The sequence below is a fragment of the Ottowia sp. genome (genome assembly GCF_046348305.1).
Lineage (GTDB): Bacteria > Pseudomonadota > Gammaproteobacteria > Burkholderiales > Burkholderiaceae_C > Ottowia.
Genome location: NZ_JAXMEM010000003.1, coordinates 281,479 through 301,042 on the forward strand (window position 1 = coordinate 281,479; position 19,564 = coordinate 301,042).

The 19,564-nt window shown below is 67.8% G+C and carries 14 protein-coding genes; 9 read left to right on the plus strand and 5 right to left on the minus strand.

Translation table 11 applies throughout. From position 1 onward, the window contains the following. Positions 1-73: 73 nt before the first annotated feature. Positions 74-544, minus strand: coding sequence for an acyl-CoA thioesterase (locus U1F38_RS01425; protein ID WP_409985270.1), 471 nt, complete (start codon positions 542-544; stop codon positions 74-76). Positions 545-585: 41 nt separating this feature from the next. Here U1F38_RS01425 and U1F38_RS01430 point away from each other — a divergent pair, with 41 nt between their 5' ends. The 6 genes from U1F38_RS01430 (at position 586) to U1F38_RS01455 (ending at position 7,410) form a co-directional block, all read left to right on the plus strand. Beyond that, the gene (locus U1F38_RS01430; RefSeq protein ID WP_409985271.1) at positions 586-2,406 is read left to right on the plus strand and encodes an ABCB family ABC transporter ATP-binding protein/permease; all 1,821 of its coding nucleotides are present in this window, start codon (positions 586-588) and stop codon (positions 2,404-2,406) included. Positions 2,407-2,495: 89 nt separating this feature from the next. After that, positions 2,496-3,392: a transporter substrate-binding domain-containing protein gene (locus U1F38_RS01435; RefSeq protein ID WP_409985272.1), complete on the plus strand. Its 897-nt coding sequence runs from the start codon at positions 2,496-2,498 to the stop codon at positions 3,390-3,392. A 107-nt stretch (positions 3,393-3,499) separates the two neighbouring features. Next, the gene (locus U1F38_RS01440; protein ID WP_409985273.1) at positions 3,500-4,258 is read left to right on the plus strand and encodes an amino acid ABC transporter permease; all 759 of its coding nucleotides are present in this window, start codon (positions 3,500-3,502) and stop codon (positions 4,256-4,258) included. A 1-nt stretch (position 4,259) separates the two neighbouring features. Further along, positions 4,260-4,928 carry an amino acid ABC transporter permease gene (locus tag U1F38_RS01445; RefSeq protein WP_409985274.1) on the plus strand — a complete coding sequence of 223 codons (669 nt, stop codon included), beginning with the start codon at positions 4,260-4,262 and terminating at the stop codon, positions 4,926-4,928. A 25-nt stretch (positions 4,929-4,953) separates the two neighbouring features. After that, on the plus strand, positions 4,954-5,691 hold the full coding sequence (locus U1F38_RS01450) for an amino acid ABC transporter ATP-binding protein (RefSeq protein ID WP_409985783.1): 738 nt from the start codon (positions 4,954-4,956) through the stop codon (positions 5,689-5,691). Between the two features lie 492 nt (positions 5,692-6,183). Then, positions 6,184-7,410, plus strand: a complete 1,227-nt coding sequence (locus U1F38_RS01455; RefSeq protein WP_409985275.1) for an ISL3 family transposase — start codon at positions 6,184-6,186, stop codon at positions 7,408-7,410. A 12-nt stretch (positions 7,411-7,422) separates the two neighbouring features. Here U1F38_RS01455 and U1F38_RS01460 read toward each other — a convergent pair whose 3' ends face one another. The 4 genes from U1F38_RS01460 to U1F38_RS01475 all read right to left on the minus strand — a co-directional run bounded on the left by U1F38_RS01460 (position 7,423) and on the right by U1F38_RS01475 (position 11,381). Next, positions 7,423-8,325 carry an alpha/beta hydrolase family protein gene (locus tag U1F38_RS01460; RefSeq protein WP_409985276.1) on the minus strand — a complete coding sequence of 301 codons (903 nt, stop codon included), beginning with the start codon at positions 8,323-8,325 and terminating at the stop codon, positions 7,423-7,425. A gap of 59 nt (positions 8,326-8,384) precedes the next feature. Next, the gene (locus U1F38_RS01465) at positions 8,385-9,422 is read right to left on the minus strand and encodes a DctP family TRAP transporter solute-binding subunit (protein WP_409985277.1); all 1,038 of its coding nucleotides are present in this window, start codon (positions 9,420-9,422) and stop codon (positions 8,385-8,387) included. Between the two features lie 85 nt (positions 9,423-9,507). After that, the gene (locus U1F38_RS01470; RefSeq protein WP_409985278.1) at positions 9,508-10,806 is read right to left on the minus strand and encodes a TRAP transporter large permease; all 1,299 of its coding nucleotides are present in this window, start codon (positions 10,804-10,806) and stop codon (positions 9,508-9,510) included. After that, a complete protein-coding gene (locus U1F38_RS01475) occupies positions 10,803-11,381 on the minus strand; it encodes a TRAP transporter small permease (RefSeq protein ID WP_409985279.1) in 579 nt (192 codons plus the stop codon). Before U1F38_RS01475 ends, U1F38_RS01470 begins: the two co-directional genes overlap by 4 nt. A 409-nt stretch (positions 11,382-11,790) precedes the next feature. Here U1F38_RS01475 and U1F38_RS01480 point away from each other — a divergent pair, with 409 nt between their 5' ends. The 3 genes from U1F38_RS01480 (at position 11,791) to U1F38_RS01490 (ending at position 19,557) form a co-directional block, all read left to right on the plus strand. Next, entirely contained in the window at positions 11,791-12,201 is a 411-nt protein-coding gene (locus U1F38_RS01480; protein WP_409985280.1) for a GreA/GreB family elongation factor, read from the plus strand. 473 nt (positions 12,202-12,674) lie between these two features. Further along, positions 12,675-18,920, plus strand: a complete 6,246-nt coding sequence (locus U1F38_RS01485) for a hypothetical protein (protein WP_409985281.1) — start codon at positions 12,675-12,677, stop codon at positions 18,918-18,920. Between the two features lie 13 nt (positions 18,921-18,933). Further along, complete coding sequence (locus U1F38_RS01490; RefSeq protein ID WP_409985282.1) at positions 18,934-19,557, plus strand: hypothetical protein; 624 nt, start codon at positions 18,934-18,936, stop codon at positions 19,555-19,557. Positions 19,558-19,564: the final 7 nt, after the last annotated feature.

The following is a 19,564-nucleotide window of genomic DNA, read 5'->3' on the forward strand; positions in this document are numbered from 1 at the left end:
GCTCCGCGGCCGATGGGCTCTTTGGACTTTATGCGCAGCCGGTGGTGCGTAGGACCATGGCCGATTGCATTGCCTACGATGACATTGGCAACTCGCGCGCCGGCACCGGGCGCGGGCGGCCCTCCTCGTCGATGGCCACGTAGGTCAGTTGCGCTTCCGTCACCTTGATGTAGCGCCCCTGGTTGCGCATGCGCTCGGCATACACGCCGACGCTCACGGTCATCGAGGTGCGGCCAATGCGCTCCATCTTGGCCACCAGCGACAGGATGTCGCCCACCCGCACCGGCTGCTTGAAGATGAACTGGTTGACCGCCACCGTGGCCATCCGCCCCTGCGCATAGCGCGCCGGCAGCACCGAGCCGGCCAGGTCCACCTGCGCCATCACCCAGCCGCCGAAGATGTCGCCATTGGCGTTGGCGTCGCTGGGCATGGGGATCACCTTGAGCACCAGCGTGTGGTCGGTCGGCAGATTCTCGTGCGGCGCGTTGACGGGCTCCAGGTTGGGCGGGCGCAGCGTGGCAGGTGGGCGGGAATCGGTGGGCATCGGCACAATCGTTGAAAACACAAAGCAAACATTCTCCAACAATGCGCCGATCCGCTCTGTCCCTGCCCCTGCCGCCCGGCAGCGCCCCCGTGTCCGACTGGGCCACGCTGGCGCGCCTGGCGCCGTACCTGTGGCGCTACCGCTGGCGCGTGCTGGCGGCGCTGCTGATGGTGACGGGCGCCAAGCTGTCCAACGTGGGCGTGCCGATCCTGCTGAAGGAGCTGGTCGATCGCATGAACCTCAAGGCCGGCGATCCTGCCGCGCTGCTGGTGGTGCCGGTGGGCCTGCTGCTGGCCTATGGCCTGCTGCGCCTGATGACCAGCGTGTTCACCGAGCTGCGCGAACTGGTGTTTGCCAAGGCCACGCAGGGCGCCACGCGGCAGGTGGCGCTGCAAACCTTCGAGCACCTGCACTCGCTCAGCCTGCGCTTTCACCTGGAGCGCCAGACCGGCGGCATGACGCGCGACATCGAGCGCGGCGTGCGCGCCATCGAGTCGCTGGTGACCTATTCGCTGTATTCCATCATCCCCACGCTGGTGGAGGTGGCGCTGGTGCTGACCATCCTGGGCACGCGCTTCGACGCGGGCTTCGTCTGGATCACGCTGGCCGCGCTGGCGCTGTACATCGGCTTCACCGTGTGGGTGACCGAGTGGCGCACGCGCTTTCGCGTGCAGGCCAACGCCGCCGACTCGGCCGCGCACAACCACGCCATCGATTCGCTGCTGAACTACGAGACCGTCAAGTACTTCGGCAACGAGGGCTTCGAGGCGCGCCGCTACGACGAGAGCCTGCGCCACTACCAGCACTCGCGCCTGAAGTCGCAGTCCTCGCTGTCGCTGCTCAACACCGGCCAGCAGCTCATCATCGGCACGGGCCTGGTGGCCATGCTGTGGCGGGCCACCGCCGGCGTGGCCGACGGGCATCTGTCCATCGGCGATCTGGTGATGATCAACGCCTTCATGATCCAGCTGTACATCCCGCTCAACTTTCTGGGCGTGATCTATCGCGAGCTCAAGCAGAACCTGACCGACCTGCACCGCATGTTCGCGCTGATGGATCGCCCGCGCGAGATCGCCGATGCGCCCGGCGCGCCCGAGCTGCACACCAACGGGCCGGTGGACGTGCAGTTCGAGCACGTCGATTTTGCGTATGAACCCGATCGCCCCATCCTGCACGACGTGAGCTTTCACATCCCGGCCGGCAAGACGGTGGCGGTGGTGGGCCCGTCCGGCTCGGGCAAATCCACGCTGGCGCGCCTGCTCTATCGCTTTTATGAACCGCAGTCCGGCAGCGTGCGCATTGCAGGCCAGGACATCCGCGCCGTCACGCAGGCCAGCGTGCGCCGCGCCATCGGCATCGTGCCGCAGGACACCGTGCTGTTCAACGACACCATCGCCTACAACATCCGCTACGGCCGCCCTGGCGCCAGCGACGAGGAGGTGCAGGCGGTGGCGCGTGCTGCGCGCATCCACGACTTCATCGTGTCCACGCCCAAGGGCTACGACACGATGGTGGGCGAGCGCGGCCTGAAGCTGTCGGGTGGCGAGAAGCAGCGCGTGGCCATTGCCCGCACGCTGCTGAAGGACCCGCCGGTGCTGATCTTCGACGAAGCCACCAGCGCGCTGGACTCGGCCAACGAGCGTGCCATCCAGGCCGAGCTGGCTGGCGCCGCCCAGGGCAAGACGGCGCTGGTGATCGCGCACCGGCTCTCGACGGTGGTCGACGCGCACGAAATCCTGGTGATGGAGCAGGGCCGCATCATCGAGCGCGGCACCCACCTGCAACTGCTGTCGGCCCATGGGCGCTACGCGCAAATGTGGGCGATTCAGCGAAGCAATCAACAGAATTCAGGCGGCGATTAAGGGTTGTCCACTAGATGAAGCTTCGTAGAATGCAGCTTCCGGGGCTTCGCTGGGCAAGCCTCTCGTTTGTTTTTGAAAAGGGATTTGTCATGAAGAAGCAATTGCTGGCTTTCTCCATCCTGGCCCTCGCGGCCGGCGCCGTCATGGCCCAGGCCCCCGATACGCTGGCCAAGATCAAGGAGCGCGGCGCGGTCAACCTGGGCGTGCGCGATTCGTCCGGCCTGGCCTACACGCTGGGTGGCGGCAAGTACGTGGGCTTTCACACCGAGATGGCCGAGCGCATCGTCGGCGACCTGAGCAAGGACGTCGGCAAGCCGCTGACCATTAACTACCAGGTCATCACCTCGCAAAACCGCATTCCCCTGATCCAGAACGGCACCATCGACTTCGAGTGCGGCTCGACCACCAACAACAAGGCGCGCCAGAAGGACGTGGACTTCGCCTACACCACCTACGTCGAGGAAGTGCGCATGGCGGTGAACAAGAAGTCCGGCATCCACTCGATCAAGGACCTGAACGGCAAGACCGTGGCCACCACCACCGGCACGACCTCCGTGCAGACGCTGCGCAAGAACGAGCGCGCACAGAACATCGACTTCAAGACGGTGCAGGGCAAGGACCACGCCGACAGCTTCCTGCTGCTGGAGGCCGGCCGCGCCGACGCCTTCGTGATGGATGGCTCCATCCTGGCGGCCAACATCGCCAAGGCCAAGAACCCCAAGGACTTCGAGATCACCGGCGAAGTGCTGTCGGTCGAGCCCATTGCCTGCATGCTGCCCAAGGGCGATGCCAAGCTGAAGAAGGCCATCGACGACTCCATCGTGCGCCAGATCAAGGACGGCTCGCTGGCCAAGCTGTACGACAAGTGGTTCATGCAGCCGATCCCGCCCAACAACGTCAACCTGAACATGCCCGCGTCGGAAGGCACCAAGGCCGCCTGGGCCAACCCCAACGACAAGCCGATGGAAGATTACGGCAACAAGTGATCGCGCAGCACGCCGCGTGAACCCCATGAACGCCCACTTGGCTTCAAGTGGGCGTTCGCGGTTACAAAGCTCGCGAACCAGGCAAGTTCGGTCACAGGAGGGTTGTGATGGCAATGGATTGGATGGTGTTCTGCAAGGACACCCTGAGCGGCGATGTGGTGGCCGGCTGCTTTGGCAAGGGGCGCGACATCACCTATCTGGACTGGCTGTTCTCGGCCTGGGGCTGGACGGTATCGGTCTCGCTCACGGCGCTGGTCGTGGCCCTCGTCGTGGGTTCCATCATCGGCGTGATCCGCACGCTGCCAAACAGTCCGTGGCTGACGCGCTTTGGCAATGGCTGGGTCGAGCTGTTCCGCAACATTCCGCTGCTGGTGCAGATCTTTCTGTGGTACTTCGTGCTGCCGGCGCTGGTGCCGCCGATGAAGAACTTTCCGCCCTTCATCCTGGTGGTGCTGGCGCTGGGTCTGTTTACGTCGGCGCGCATCGCCGAGCAGGTGCGCGCCGGCATCCTGGCGCTGCCCAAGGGCCAGCGCTATGCCGGCATGGCGGTGGGCTTCACCACCGTGCAGTACTACCGCTACGTGCTGCTGCCCATGGCGTATCGCATCATCATCCCGCCGCTCACCAGCGAGTCGATGAACATCTTCAAGAACTCGGCCGTGGCCTTTGCCGTGTCCATCCCCGAACTGACGCAGTACGCGCTGCAGGTGGGCGAGGAAACCGCGCGCCCGATCGAGGTGTACCTGGCCGTCACGGTGCTCTACGCGATCTCGGCGCTGGTGATCAACCGCATCTTTGCCTGGATCGAGAAGCGCGCGCGCGTGCCGGGCTTCGTGTCATCAGGCACTGGCGCGGGGGGGCATTGACATGCTGAACCTCGATTTTTCGATTCTGAACTGGGGCCTGATCCAGGGCTTCATCCTCAAGGGGCTGTGGTTCAGCATCCTGCTGACGGCGGTGGCCACCGCCGGCGGCATCTTCTTCGGCACCTTGCTGGCGCTGATGCGCCTGTCGGGCCAGAAGTGGCTGGACGCGCCGGCCGCGCTGTACGTCAACGTCATGCGCTCGGTGCCGCTGGTGATGGTGATCCTGTGGTTCTTCCTGCTGGTGCCGCTGCTGATCGGGCGGCCCATCGGCGCCGAGTATTCGGCCGTCGTCACCTTCATTGCCTTCGAGGCGGCCTACTTCAGCGAGATCATGCGCGCCGGCATCCAGTCCATCCCGCGCGGCCAGGTGTTTGCCGGCCAGGCCGTGGGCATGACCTACGGCCAGAACATGCGCCTGGTGATCCTGCCGCAGGCCTTTCGCAACATGCTGCCGGTGCTGCTGACGCAAACCATCATCCTGTTTCAGGACACCTCGCTGGTGTATGCCATCGGCGCCTACGACCTGCTCAAGGGCTTCGAGACCGCCGGCAAGAACTTCGGCCGCCCGATCGAAACCTACCTGATGGCCACCGTGACCTACTTCGTCATCAGCTATTCGCTCTCGAGTGTCGTCAAGAGCATCAACAGAAAATTCGCCATCATCCGATAAGGAGATCGTCACCATGTCCGACCCCATGATCCAGATCAAGAACGTTTCCAAGTGGTACGGCCCGGTGCAGGTGCTGAACAATTGCAGCGTCAACATCAACAAGGGCGACGTGGTGGTCGTGTGCGGGCCTTCGGGCTCGGGCAAGTCCACCCTCATCAAGACCGTGAACGCGCTGGAGCCCTACCAGAAGGGCGAAATCGTGGTCAACGGCATTTCGCTGTCCGACCCCAAGACCGACCTGCCCAAGCTGCGCAGCAAGGTGGGCATGGTGTTCCAGCACTTCGAGCTGTTCCCGCACCTGTCGGTCACCGAGAACCTGACCATCGCCCAGGTCAAGGTGCTGGGCCGCAGCCTGGACGAGGCCAGAACCCGCGGGCTGAAGATGCTCGATCGCGTGGGCCTGATGGCGCACAAGGACAAGTTCCCCGGCCAGCTCTCGGGCGGCCAGCAGCAGCGCGTGGCCATCGCCCGTGCGCTCAGCATGGACCCGGTGGTGATGCTGTTCGACGAGCCCACCTCCGCGCTCGACCCCGAGATGGTGGGCGAGGTGCTGGACGTGATGGTCAGCCTGGCCAAGGAGGGCATGACCATGATGGTGGTCACGCACGAAATGGGCTTTGCCCGCAAGGTGGCCAGCCGCGTCATCTTCATCGACGTGGGCGGCAACATCCTGGAAGACTGCAGCAAGGACGAGTTCTTCGGTCACCCCGAGAACCGCCAGCCGCGCACCAAGGACTTTCTCAACAAGATCCTTCAGCACTGACCTGACGAAGCCGGCTGACGAGAAGCCCGGCGTAGCGGGCGTTTTGCGTCATCGTTCGCTGCATGGCGCCGATCCCCCGCTTGTCGTCGGCTTCGAAGCGACAGGGTCGTCTGCCGCGTTGCGTCGATAGGTGACCCTGCAGCGCCTTCACGCGCTCAGCGTCTCCTCCGGCCAGTCGTACATGCGCGCGAACGCCAGCCGGCTCGCGCCCACCTCGCAGTGGGCGCCGGCGCCCTCGGCGTCGCTGAACTTCATCAGCGTCTTGCGGCACGTGAGGTGCTCGTGCAACTGCCGGGCCTGGCTGGTGAAGAAAAGAGCCTCTCTTGAATTTTGAGTGGGCGGAATCGAGGGTGTTTTGGTTGCTGGCCGGGGTCAAGGGCAGGCGAAGCCCGGCGCAGCGAACCCTTGACGCTGGCCAGCAACCGGTACGCTGTCGTCTTGGCCGATGCGGCACGTTGACGCATCGGCCATGACAAACAGGGAGCGATTCGCATGCATGACAAGTTGTTCGAAGCGGCGCTCGGCATCACGCAGCCGTGGTTCGTTGCCGGCGTCCGCTTCGACGAGGCCTCCAAGGTCTTGACGGTGGGTATCGACTTCACCGCCGGCAGCTGCTTTGCCGTCGAGGCGGTGGCCGGCGAGCATCCGGTGCACGACACCGTGACCAAGGTCTACCGGCACCTGAACTTCTTCCAGCACGAATGCGTGCTGCAGGTGCGCACGCCGCGCGTGAGGCTGCCCGACGGGCGGGTAGCGCTGATCAAGCCGCCGTTCGCAGGTAAACTCTCGGGCTTCACGCTCTTGTTCGAGGCGCTGGTGCTGATGCTGGCGCCGCAGATGCCGTTTGCGGCGGTGGCGCGCATCGTGGGCATCTCGGCGTACCGGGTGCTGGCCATCTGCCGTCGCTATGTCGAGTTGGCGCTGGAGGCCGCCGATTTCAGTGACGTCACCGCGTTGGCCATCGACGAGACCTCGCGCGCCAAGGGCCACGACTACATCACGCTGGCCGCCGATGCGCAAAAACGCCGAGTGCTGGCCGTGACCGAAGGACGCGATGCCAAGACGATCACAACCATCGCTGGCGAACTGGCCAAGCACGGCTGCCCGCCCGAGCAAATCGACTCGGTCAGCATCGACATGTCGCCGGCGTTCATCAAGGGCTGCACCGATGAGTTGCCCAACGCCCGCATCACGTTCGACAAGTTCCACGTCGTCTGGCATGCCAATGCGGCCGTGGACAAGATGCGGCGCATCGAGCAGCGCAGCGACAAGTCGCTCAAGGGGCTGCGCTGGTCGCTGCTGAAGGATCGCGCCAGTCTCAACCCCGAGGCCGCTGCCGATCTCGATGCGCTGGTCGCCAGGATGACCACGGTGCGCACGGCTCGCGCCTGGGTCTACAAGGAACGGCTGCGCGAGATCCTCGAGCGCAAGCAGATCAACGTCGTGCGCTCGATGCTCGAGCACTGGTGCACCTGCGTCATGCGCTCCAAGGTCGAGCCGATGAAAGACGTCGCCGCCCTCGTGCGGCGTCACATCGAAGGCATCGTCGCCTGGGCACAAACCCGCCAGACCAATGGCTTCCTCGAAGCACTCAACGGCCTGTTCCAAGCCGCCAAGCGCCGAGCCCGCGGCTTCGCGACCTTCAACACGATCAAGGTCGTCGTCTTCCTGATCGCCGGCAAGCTCGACTTCCATGCCGTCAACCCTCATGCCCGGTAACCCACTCGATTTTCAACAGAGCCAGAAAAGATCCTTCTCGGCGTCGCACACCAGCGTCGGGCATTGGATCTGCTCGGCGATGCCATCGCGCAGGTGATGGGCCTGCGCCGCCGCCAGGTAGGCGCGCGGGCTGGCGACCCCCATCGCATACATACCCTGGGTGAAGGCCCAGCGCGCCACGCTGTTGGTTTTCATCATCTGCAGCAGCCGGGCGTCGAGCTGCGGCGCGCTCGGCGCCGACAGCGCCGCCTTGACCTGTGCTCGGCTGGCCTCGGGGATGCCCGACAACTGCGCGGCGCCGCAGTCGTAAACGCCATCGTCGGCGATGCCGGCCGCGATCCGGTGCTCGAAAGCCGCGGCGCGCGGGGCGAGATAGCCGCCGAAGCTGATCCCGTGCAGCGCGATGCGGCGCGGATCGACGTCCGGGCGCTTGAGGGCGAAGTCCACCATCGGCGTGACGACCTTCTCCCAGTCGGGACGGAAGTGCAGCCTGGCCCGGTGCACGGCGGCGAACTGGCCGGGCCCGTCGAAGACCAGCGCGTTCCAGCCGCGATCGACGGCGGCACGCGCGGCGCCCCAATGCATCTCCTCGGCCGAGTCGTCGAATCCGTTGTTGACCAGGATCGTGGGCCGCCGGCGCACCGGTCCGGCCGGCGTGTGGAAGTAGCCCAGCAGCGTCGTGCCCTCGTACGCGATCTCCAGCGGCTCGATCGCCGGCGCGAACAGGGCGGCGGATGCCCGGTAGCGTGCCACCGAGCGCTCGAAGGCGCGCGCCATGCGCGGGTCGTCCGGATTGGCGTGCAGGAAGAACTCCGAGCTGCGGTGGTAGTTGCAGGCACGCAGGTAGTTGTCGCGCGCGCTGACGCGGTGGCCCGGCTTCAACTGGGCGTCGGCTTCGGCGGCCGCGCGATCCACGCGCCGCAAAAAGAACAAGCCCCGCATCGCGGGGCTTGCTGCCAGGGATGGCGGGGCTGTTACTTCTTGCGCGCCGCAATCGCCTTCTCGGCCATGTTGACCAGATCGGTGCCGACCTGGGGCTTCCACTTGTCATAGACCGGCTTGGTGACCTTGACGAAGGCGGCGCGCTCGTCGGGGGTCAGCTCGGTGATGGTCACGCCCATGGCGGCGATGTCTTTGAGCAGCGGCTGGCCGGGCTCGACCAGGCCCTTGCGGGCGATGACGATCTCTTCCTTGCCGGCCTCGACGGCGGCCTGGCGCACGGCCTCGCGGTCGGCCGGGGTCCAGCTGTTCCACACGTCCTTGTTGACGACGAACACCAGCGGGTCGGCCACGTAATGCCACATGGTGACGTACTTCTGCCCCACGTTCTGCAGCTTGGCCGCGGTGAAGATGGACAGCGGGTTTTCCTGCCCGTCCACCGCGCCGCTGGCAAAAGCCGGCTGCGCGTCGGCCCAGCTCATCTGCGTGGGGTTGGCGCCCAGGGCGGTGAAGGTGTCGATGAACAGCGGCGAGCCGACGATGCGGATCTTCAGGCCCTTGAGGTCGGCGGGCGTCTTGACGGCGTGCTTGGAGTTGGTCAGCTCGCGGTAGCCGTTCTCGCCCCAGGCCAGCGGCACCACGCCGGCCTTGTCCAGGATGGTGAACATCTGCTTGCCCACCTCGCCCTGCGTGAGCGCGTCGATGGCGGCGTAATCGGGCATCAGGAAAGGCAGCGAGAACAGGTTGAGCTGCTTGACCTGCGGCGACCAGTTGATGGTCGAGCCAATCGCCATGTCGATCACGCCCTGGCGCAGCGCCGAGAACTCGCGCGTCTGGTCACCCTGGATCAGCGACACGCCGGGGTACAGCTTGATGTTGATGCGGCCCTGGGTTTTTTCCTTCACCTTGTTGGCCCAGATCTCGCCGCCCTTGCCCCAGGGAAAGGCGGTGCCGACGACGAGCGACATGCGGTATTCGCTCTTGTAGTTTTGCGCCTGCGCGGTGGCCGGCACGCCGAGCGTCAGCGCCGCGGCGGCGGCTGCGGCGGTCAACAGGGTTCGACGAAGCTTCATGACGAGGTCTCCTCTTTGGGTTGCTATGAAAAAACGAGCTGTTCGCGCTGACTGCAAGGGCGCTGGAGCTCGATTCGGCTGAAAATCAGAATCCTAGTGCTTGGGGCAGCCACAGCGCCAGCTGCGGCCACACGATCACCATCAGCACCACCACGCCCATGGCCAGCACCAGCGGCATGACCCAGCGCACGGTGGTTTCCATGCTGACGCCGGCGATGCGGCACGACACCATCAGGTTGACCGCCATCGGCGGGGTGAACTGGCCCATCGCCACCATCAGCGTCAGCAGCACGCCGAACCACACCGTGTCCCAGTGGTAGTGCTGCATCAGCGGCCACAGCAGCGGCACGAAGATCAGGAAGATCGAGATGCCGTCCAGGAACATGCCCGCCACCACCAGCAGCAGCACCACCAGCGTCAGCACGCCGTATTCGCCCAGGCCTGAATTGACGATGGCTTGCGTGATCGGGTCGATCACCGCCAGGGTCGACAGCGAGAAGGCAAAAATGCCCGCCAGCGCCACCACGATCAGGATCACCGCCGACAGCTCGCCCGATTCCTTGAGGATGGGAAACAAATCGCGCCACGTCATGGTGCGATGGATCACCATGCCCACGAACAGGCCGTAGAACACCGCCACCACGGCCGCCTCGGTGGGCGTGAACCAGCCCATGCGCATGCCGCCCAGGATGACCACCGGCGCCAGCAGGCCCCAGATCGATTCGATGAAGCTCTTGAGCAGCGGCGGACGGGGCAAATCGGCCTCTGACTTGCCCATGCCGTGCTTGCGCGCCAGCCATACGGCCGGACCGATCAGCGCCAGCCCCACCAGGATGCCGGGGACCATGCCGGCGGCAAACAGCGCCGGCACCGAGGCGCCGGGCACCAGCACCGAATACACGATGAAGGCCACCGAGGGCGGGATCAGGATGTCGGTGGCGGCGGCCGCGCCCACCACGCTGGCCGAATAGGCCTTGGGGTAGCCGGCCTTGGTCATGGCCGCGATCATCACGCCGCCGACTGCCGCTGCCGTGGCCGGCCCCGAGCCCGAGATGCCGCCCATGAACATGGCCACCGCGATGGTGATCAGCGGCAGCATGCCCGGCCCGCGCCCGACGATGGCGGTGGCAAAGTTGACCAGCCGCGCCGCCACGCCCGAGCGATCGAAGATCGAGCCCACCAGCACGAACATCGGAATGGCCAGCAGCGGGTACTTGCCCAGGCCGGCGTAAAAGTTCTGCGGCACCGCCAGCAGGCCGAACCATTGGGTCTGGCTGTTGGCCAGCGCAATGGCCGCCGCACCCGCCAGCCCCAGCGACGCGCCGATCGGCACGCCCAGCAGCATGGTGATGATGAACAGGGCGAAGAGCAGCGTTGCAATCACGGCGCCCGCTCCTCGTCCAGCACCTCGGGCGAGGTGGGCAGGTCGGGGTTTTCGGCCGCCGCCCGTCCGCCGCGCAGCATCAGCCCCACGGCGCGCAGCGCAATGGCGATGGACACGATCGGCAACCAGATTGAGTACCACCACTGCGGCACGCCAATGCCGGGCGAAGTCTCGCCGTAGCGGATGTCGTCCCATACCAGGCGCACCGACAACACGGCCATGCCGATGAACAGCAGCGCGACCAGCGCAGCGCCCAGCACGGCCAGTGCGCGCTGACGCTTCTCGGGCCCGCTGTCGGCAAAAAACTCGATGCGGATGTGGCGGTTGCGCGCCACCGCGCCCGAGCTGGCCACCATCGCCAGCAGGATCATCAGGAACACCGACACCTCCTCGGTCCAGGCAAACGACACGTCGGTGAAGTAGCGCACCAGCACGTTGGCAAACGTGATCAGCGCCAGCAGCGCCATGATGATCACCGTCAGCCAGTCTTCGATGGCCAGGGGCACGCGGGCTTGGGGCGGGGCTTCGGGGGAGGCAGCCGCCGGCGTGGGCGGACTGGAGTCGGGAGCGGGCATGGGAGGACGCGAAGGGCAAAAAAACGGCTGATCCCTTGATCAACCGTCCAAGCGCGCTATCTTAAGGGCGCCCATGCGGCTTTTGACCGGCCGCGCGGCTATCATTGATCCATGCAAACCCTGAGCGTCCTGCCCGTGCGCGCCTTGGCGCACCCTGACGCGGTCCCCATGACCGCCGGCAGTGCGCGCGCGCGCCTTGCGTCTCACGTGATCTGGCGAGTCCGCATGACTCGCGCGGCCCGCCTCACGGCCGCACACACCTGAGCCCGACGGTCCCGCTGCTTCTTCCCCGCACCCGCACAGCGCCACACCGATCGTCGGGCCAACACCGCCCCGGCGCCGTGGCCGCTTGCGTCAATCCGCGCCCACCCGGGCGCCATCCCCTTCGTCCGCCCGCAAAGGAACCCCCATGACCAACCCCGCCTTTGGCCGCACCATCACCGATCTGGACCACATCCGACTGTACAAGCTGCTGCAGCGCCAGGGCGTCACCGCCGCCGATTCGTCGCTGGCCGAACTGATCGACGCCGCCGAGATCGTCACGCCGCAAACCGTCGCGCCCGACGTCATCACCATGCTCACGCGCGTGCGCGTGGTCGACCCAGCCGCCGGCCCCGAGCGCAGCCTGACCCTGTGCTACCCACCCGAAGCCGATGCCGGCAAGGGCTTCATCTCGGTGCTTTCACCCTTGGGCACCAGCCTGCTCGGCCTGCGCGTGGGCCAGACCGCCCAGTGGCGCGGCGCCGACGGCCGGCCCGCCCAGGTGCTCGTGCGCGCCATCGAGTTTCAGCCCGAGGCCAATGGCGACTACACGGACTGAGACGGGGGCAGAGACCGCCCTTGCACAACTTTGCTTTGCCGTGCGCGGACGGCGCGCATGGCGCCCGAAACCGCGGCCCAAAGTGCTCCCTGGCCGCTTTTCAACCCTTGAACGAGTAGGGGATTTGTTTCTGATTGTCCGCAGTGACGACCGCGCCAGTGCAATGAAAATCATGCAGAAGCCCGACGCAAACCGACACATTTGGACTGCTTTTTGTGACCACGGCGCAATAGACTGAATTGCAAGTTTCGAGAGCGGGGAGGGTGAGGGTCGGATGAAGCATCCGGCAGGTGGACGGCCCGCAGCCTGCCACCGCGATCGGGTGCCCCGAGTCGAAACGTCGACAGGAGGAGACAACCATGTCGCAAGCGTCGTGCAGTCTTGAGGGGGACTCGCGATCCGGGCGAGCGTGCGAACACCGCGAGCGGGCAAGCGGTCGCGTTCGCCTGGCTCGTTGGGCGCAGCGTGGAGCCGTGGCGCTGCTGATCGCCGCCGTCCCGGTTGCCTGCGTCAACGCGCCCCCCAGCACCGAATCGGCTGACGCCTCGTGCCGCCGCGTCATCCATGCCGACGTGGTCGCCATCGAGCAGGCCTACGTGCTCAATCGCCACGCCGCCTTCGTGCCCGCCGGCATGCTGTATGCCCTGCGCCACGACGTGGTGCCGCTGGATGCGGCGCGCCCGCTCGGCCCCGGCAACGCCATGCTGCGGCCCGACAAGCGCCCGCGCCCGCTGGTGCTGCGCGTCAACGAAGGCGACTGCCTGCAGGTGGCGTTCGAGAACCTGCTCGATCCGCAGTGGGAAGAAGAGGGCGGCCTGCCGCCGGACATGGGCGGGCGCCTGCCCGCCCACATCGAGGCCAGCGCCGGTGAGCCGACATCGCGCGAGCTGGTGCGCGCCAGCAAGGTCAGCGTGGACAAGCCGCGCACGCGCGCCGCGTCGCTGCACATCACGGGGCTGGAGCTGGCGCCGCTGGGCGCCGCGCAGTGCCCGCTCCATGCCGCCTGCGGCGGCGACGGCAGCAACGTCGGCCTGCCGGCGCAGCAGGGCGTGGTGTTCAACCCCTTCACCCCGCAGTCCGAGCGCGATCGGTTCATGGGCTCGCTCGCCCAGCCGGGGCAGACGGTCGTCACGCGCTGGCGCGCGGTGAAGGAGGGCACCTACTTCGCCTATTCCACCGCCGCGCCGGTGGGCGGCGAGGGAGACGGCGGGCAGATCGGCCTGGGGCTGTTTGCCGCCGTCAACGTCGAGCCCGCCGGCGCGCGCTGGTATCGCTCGCAGGTCACGGCGGACGAGCTGCGGCGCGTCACCCGCGCCGTGCCGGCCGGGCGCCATGCGTATCACGACATCGATTACGAGGCTCGGCGCGACATCGGCGGCGGCGCCACGCGGCCGGTGCTGAACATGCTTGACGGCGAGCGCATCGTGCACAGCGACCTGAACGCCATCATCGTGGTGCCCGAAGGCGCCGGCCGCGGCTCCGATGCCTCCGCCTGCAAGGACGCCGGCAAGCACATGTTCGGCAGTGGCTGCGGCGCGTCGTTTCGCGAGTTCACCGCCATCCTGCACGACGAAATTCACGCGCAGCAGGCCTTTGCCGAGCTGGACGACCCCAACAACCCGCTGCACTACCTCAAGGACGGCATGGGCATCAACTACGGCGCCTCCAGCATGGGCTCGGCCGTGATGTCCACGCCGCTGCAGCGCAAGGTGGGCGTGGCCAAGGACTGCCCGGAGTGCCGCGCCGAAGAGTTCTTCCTCAGCTCCTGGGCCAACGGCGATCCGGCCCTGGTGCTGCAGTGGGACACGGCGGGCAAGAAGGCGGTCGGTGCGCGCTACAGGGACGACCCCTCCAACGTGCACCACAGCTACCTGGGCGATGCGGTGCGCTTTCGCAACCTGCACGCCGGGCCCAAGGAAACGCACGTGTTCCACCTGCACGCGCACCAGTGGGTGCTGGACGCGAGCGATCCGGACTCCACCTACCTCGACTCGCAGACCATCTCGCCCGGGGCCACCTTCAGCTACGGGATCGAGTTCGGCGGCTCGGGCAACCGCAATTTCACGCCGGGCGACTCCATCTTCCATTGCCACCTGTACCCGCATTTCGCGCAGGGCATGTGGGAGTTGTGGCGCGTACATGACGTGTTCGAGGATGGCAATGACCAAGGCCTGTTCAGGCCTGACCAACCGGCCGGCCCCGCCAACGATCCGCGCTGGCGCCGCCTGCCCGATGCCGAGGTAGCGGGTGGTACCGAGTCGCCTGCCATCGTGCCAATCCCCGGCGCCGCGCTGGCGCCGCTGCCCACGGCCGAGTTTGCCGGCTACCCCTTCTACATCCCTGGCCAGGCCGGCCACCGGCCGCCGCAGCCGCCGCTGGACATGGACGTGGCATCCGCGGGCTATGACGCGGCCTCCGGCATCGAGCCCAACCCGGCCGACGTGGTCAACGGCGGGCTGCCGCGCCACATCGTGGTGGGTGGCACGCTCAAGGCCGCGCGCGATGATCCGGCCGCGCGCAAACACGTGCTGGCCACCGGCGGCGAGGCCGCGCGCGTGATCGCGCAGCGCGTGGCGCAGCAGGACCCGATCGCGCTCAACGCCTTCGCCGCCATCTGGGACCAGATCGAGATCAAGCCGCTGCCGCACTCCGGCACCGCGACCGAGAAGGCGGCCATGCGCTTTCACGCCGGCACCCTGAGCGCGGGCGGGCTGGTGCCCACCGCCGGCGCGCCGCCGCACCCCGACTGGTCGCCGCAAGGCAGCGGCTACCAGACCGACTACGCCGCCACCGTGGGCACTCAGCAGCCGCGCGGCGATGCGCACACCGTGTTTCGCGTCAACGGCCGCCCGCCCGCCGCCGGCGCCCCCTATGCCAACCCATGCCCGGTCAACGCGCCGCGTCGCCACTACCGCGCGGCCTACATTCAGACCGAGCTGACCTACAACAAGCACGGCTGGTTCGACCCGCAGGCCCGCATCGCCGTGCTGGAGAACGACGTCAAGGACATCATCGACCCGTCCACGCGCACGCGCCTGCCCGAGCCGCTGTTCTTCCGCGCCAACTCGGGCGACTGCATCGACTTCAAGGCAAGCAATTTCGTGCCCTCGGCGCTCAACGCCGACGACTTTCAGGTCTTCACGCCCACCGACACCATCGGCCAGCACATCCATCTGGTGAAGTTCGACGTCACCTCCAGCGACGGCTCGGGCAACGGCTGGAACTACGAGGACGGCACCTTCTCGCCCGACGAGGTGCGCGAGCGCATCTTCGCCCACAACCGGCGCGTGGCCGCCACCGGCCAGGGCCAGCGCCTGGCGCCCAAGACGCACCCGCTGTTCCGCCCCGGCGGAGACGTGTTCGTCGCCAGCGCGGGCGGCGGTGCCGATGCCCTGGGCTACCGGCGCCTGCTGGACAAGGGCCGCTGTCCGGCGCGCAAGGCGGGCGAGAGCGACGCGCAGTACGAACACCGCCTGCACGCCGATCACCCCTTCTGCGGCGCCCAGCGCACCACGCAGCTGTGGTGGGCCGACCCGATCATCAACAACAAGGGCAAGGACAACACCTTGCGCACCGTGTTCAGCCACGACCACTTCGGCCCCAGCTCGCACCAGCAGCACGGGCTGTACGCGGGGCTGGTGATCGAACCGGCCAACTCGGTGTGGACCCGCGTGGATGCCACGATCGATGCGGGCGACATGGCGCAGGCTGGCGCCGCCATGGCGGGCCCGCGCGGCAACCTGGGCTGCGACGCGGGCACGCCCAACCGCTCGCCGCTGTGCGAAAAGCTCATCGGCGGCGCCAACCTGGCCACCCCGGTGCCCGGCAACCGCCTGCGCGCCAGCGACCCGGTGCTCGGCGTGATCGAGCCGCGCGACGCGCTGGTGCTGCGCACCGACGGCGGGCCGACCGCCACCCTGGCCAACATCATTGCGCCGCGCTGCGCCGGTGACAGCGATTCGAGCAGCCTGCAGCCCGACTCCGGCAAGCGCGCCGGTGCGGCGCCCACGACGGCGTGCGTGGCCAACGACCAGACGCGGCGCGAATTCGCGCTGGCGATCGCCGACTTCGGCATCGCCTACAACACGGCGCTGGAGCCCATCAACCCCGAGCCGCGCGGCGAGGACAGCCTGATGCGCGACCACACCGAGATCCGCTTCGGCCGGCGCCACGTCGCCCTGCTGCCGGCGCGGCCGCTGGGCATTTCCAGCGAAGACCCGGGCAGCCAGTACGTCAACTACCGCCACGAGCCGCTGGCGCTGCGCATTGCCGACAGCCGCGCGGTTGATCCCGCCGATTCGGCCAGCGACCCGCAGGCAGCGCTGGGCGGCTTCAGCTATCGCCAGAGCCGCCGGCGCGCCTTCAGCTCGCAGCCCTGCAGCCCGGGCGATGGCGACCAGGACTGCCTGGGCGACATGGCCAATGCCTTCAGCACCGAGGTGCATGCCGCGCGCGACGAGCAGCTCGCCAAAGAGACCCAGCCGGCGCACGCCAGCCGCGCCACGCGCGAGCTGCTGCGGCGGCTCGGCCAGGAAGGCGCACTCGATGCCGTGCTGGCCAGCGTGGAGCGCTGGCGGCGCGACTTCAACTGCCAGCTCTACCGCAAGGATTTGCTGGCGGGCGCCGGCTGCCGTCCCAACATCGTCAACCGGGAGCCCTGGCGCGAGTTCGGCGATCCGGCCACGCCCGTTCTGCCGGCGTTCGAGGGCGATCCGGTACAGATTCGGCTGATCCAGGGCTCGCAGGAGGCGCAGCACATCTTCACCATGAACGGCGTCAAGTGGCACCGCCTGCCCAGCTCACTCGGTTCAGGCTACACGCATGCGCAGCCGGTTGGCATCTCCGAGCATTTCGAGTTCGATCTGCTGGTCAACCCCGCAGGGCTGCCGGCGGCGGACTACCTGTATTACGGCTCGTCGGTCGATCAACTGTGGGACGGCATGTGGGGCGTGCTGCGCAGCTACCGGCCGCCGTCGGTGACCGCGCGCGTGCCCTCCGTGGTCTATACCAGCGATGCCGCGTCGGCGCGCCAGGCGCCGGTGGCGCGCGGCCGCGCCGTGACGGTACAGCCGGCGGGGCTGGCAGAACTGGCCGGCATGCCGCCACCCGACATCCCGGGGGGCGATCCGCGTGAGCAGGTGTGCAAGGTCGGCGGCGAAAACGCGCCCAGGCGCTTCTTCGAGGTGACGGTGGCGCAGGCCTGCCAGTTGGCCGGCGACTGCGGCAGCGCGCAATCGGCCGGCATCACCTATAGCCAGCGCCAGCGCATCCGCGATCCGCAGGCCATCGTCTACGCCCTGCACCGCAGCCAGCGCTGCGAGGCCGACGACAACGCGCCTGCGGCATGCAGCGAACTGGAAAGTGAGGCGAGCAACCGCAGCGCCGCACAGGTCATGGCCGAGCTGCGCCCCCGCTACGCCGCTGGCCAGGCGATCGAGCCGATGGTGATGCGCGCCGCGGCCGGCGAATGCCTGCAGGTGTTCGTGCGCAACCTGCTGCCGCCCATGCTGGCCGACGGCCCGGCCGCGGGCCAGCCGCTGCCCGAGCGTGCGGCCACGCACGACGCGCTGCCCATGATCACGGACGGCTTCAACCTCAACCAGTTCCGCATGTCCAGCACCGTGGGCTTCTCGGTGCCGCGCCTGTCGCAAAACCCCTTGCATGGCGACGGCAGCAATGTTGGCCTCAACGGTGCGCTGGCGCTGGCGGCGGGCCTTTCGCGCGGCGAAGGCGAGCGCGCGCGCCAACAGGCCACGTCGGGCATGCAGGGCAGCCTGATCCCGCCGTGCCTGCCCGGCGCCAGCGGGCTGGCCTTGCAGCGCTGCCAGCGCTCCTTCCTGCTCAGCATGCTCGAACCCGGCAAGGATCGACAGCCGATCGAGTTCGGCGCGCTGCCGGTGCGCAGCTTCGGCGACGCCGTCAAGCACCCCATGCACGGGCTGATCGGCGCCGTCGTGATCGGCCCGCCGGGCTCGGACGTGTGCAGCGGCAACCGCTTCGCCGGCACCGCACTGAGCGCCGAAATCTGCGTGCCAGCGGGCGGCGGCAAGCCGGCGCGCCGCTACGTCGATCACGTGCTGATGTTCCAGGACGCCGTGCATGCCCTGCACGGCGACCTGCCGGTGCGCAAGCTGTCGGGCGCCGAGGAGCCCGACGACTACGGCATGAAGGCCTGGAACTACCGCACTGAGCCGCTGTGGGCGCGCCGCGGGGGCGACCCGAGCGTGGGCTTCACCGAGCGCAACGAGAGCGACTACAGCCAGGTGTTCAGCTCGGCCGCCACCCGCGCGCCCGACGGCAGCGTGCGCTGCGCCGCCGGCATTGCACCCATCCTGGCCTTTGCCAACCCGTGCGACCCGGAGACGCCGGTGCTGACGGCGCGCGCCGGCGAGCGTGTGCGCCTGCACTTCGTGCACGCCGGCGGTCACACGCGCCAGCAGGGCGTGGCGCTCAGCGGCCACGGCTTCAACCCGTATCCATGGTCGGCCGATTCGCGCCGCATCGACGCGAACGCAGGCTCGGCGCTGCGCGAGGGCGTGTTCAACGGCTTCGGCCCGATGATGGGCGTGAGCGTGGAGGTGGCCGCCGGCGGCGCCTTCCGCGTGCCGCACGACTACCTGGTGGGCAGCCAGGCCAGTTTCCTGCGCGACGGCGGCATCTGGGGCCTGCTGCGGGTCCAGGCGCCGCCCGCAGCGCTGGCGAACAACCCGGCCCAATGAAGGAGCCTTGATCATGGCCATCGTGCAATTGACATCGCCGGCGCTGTTTTCGGCCGGCATCGAAAAGCGCTGGGACGAGGTGGATCCGGTCACGCAGGCCTTCGTGCCGCCCAATGCCTTCGTGTCGGGCGTGCCCTGGCGCTACGGCCTCGACGGCACGGTGCAGATCACCGTCAACGAGGCCGGCCCGCGCGTGCGTCGACGCGACTGCTCGGACACCGACTTCGACTGCAACTTCTGGCTGGGCGACGCCGTCCTCGTGGCCACCGACCCCAGCCCGGATACCGATGTGCTGCAGGCGCCGATCCGGCTGAAGTTCTCCACCGGCGTGCGTGCCGTCGGCGCCTGGGTTGGGGTGTGTCCGCGCGACCCGTTCGATGCCCCATTCTTCGACCAGCCGCTGTTTGCCGCCATGTGGATCGCGCTGGAGTCCGCCCCGCAGGATTGGCACCTGGTGGTCAACGCCGATGGGCGCACGGGCCACGTCTGCGCGCCCGCCACGCCGCTGTCCGCGCCCTTCGTCGGCGCGCGCGCCACCGGCGGCGAGCGCATCGTCGAGGTGCGCTTCGACGCCGCGCTGCTGGGCAACCGGCGCTATGACAAGCTCGCGCTGTCCGAGCTCACCGTGGAACGCTGAAGCTTTG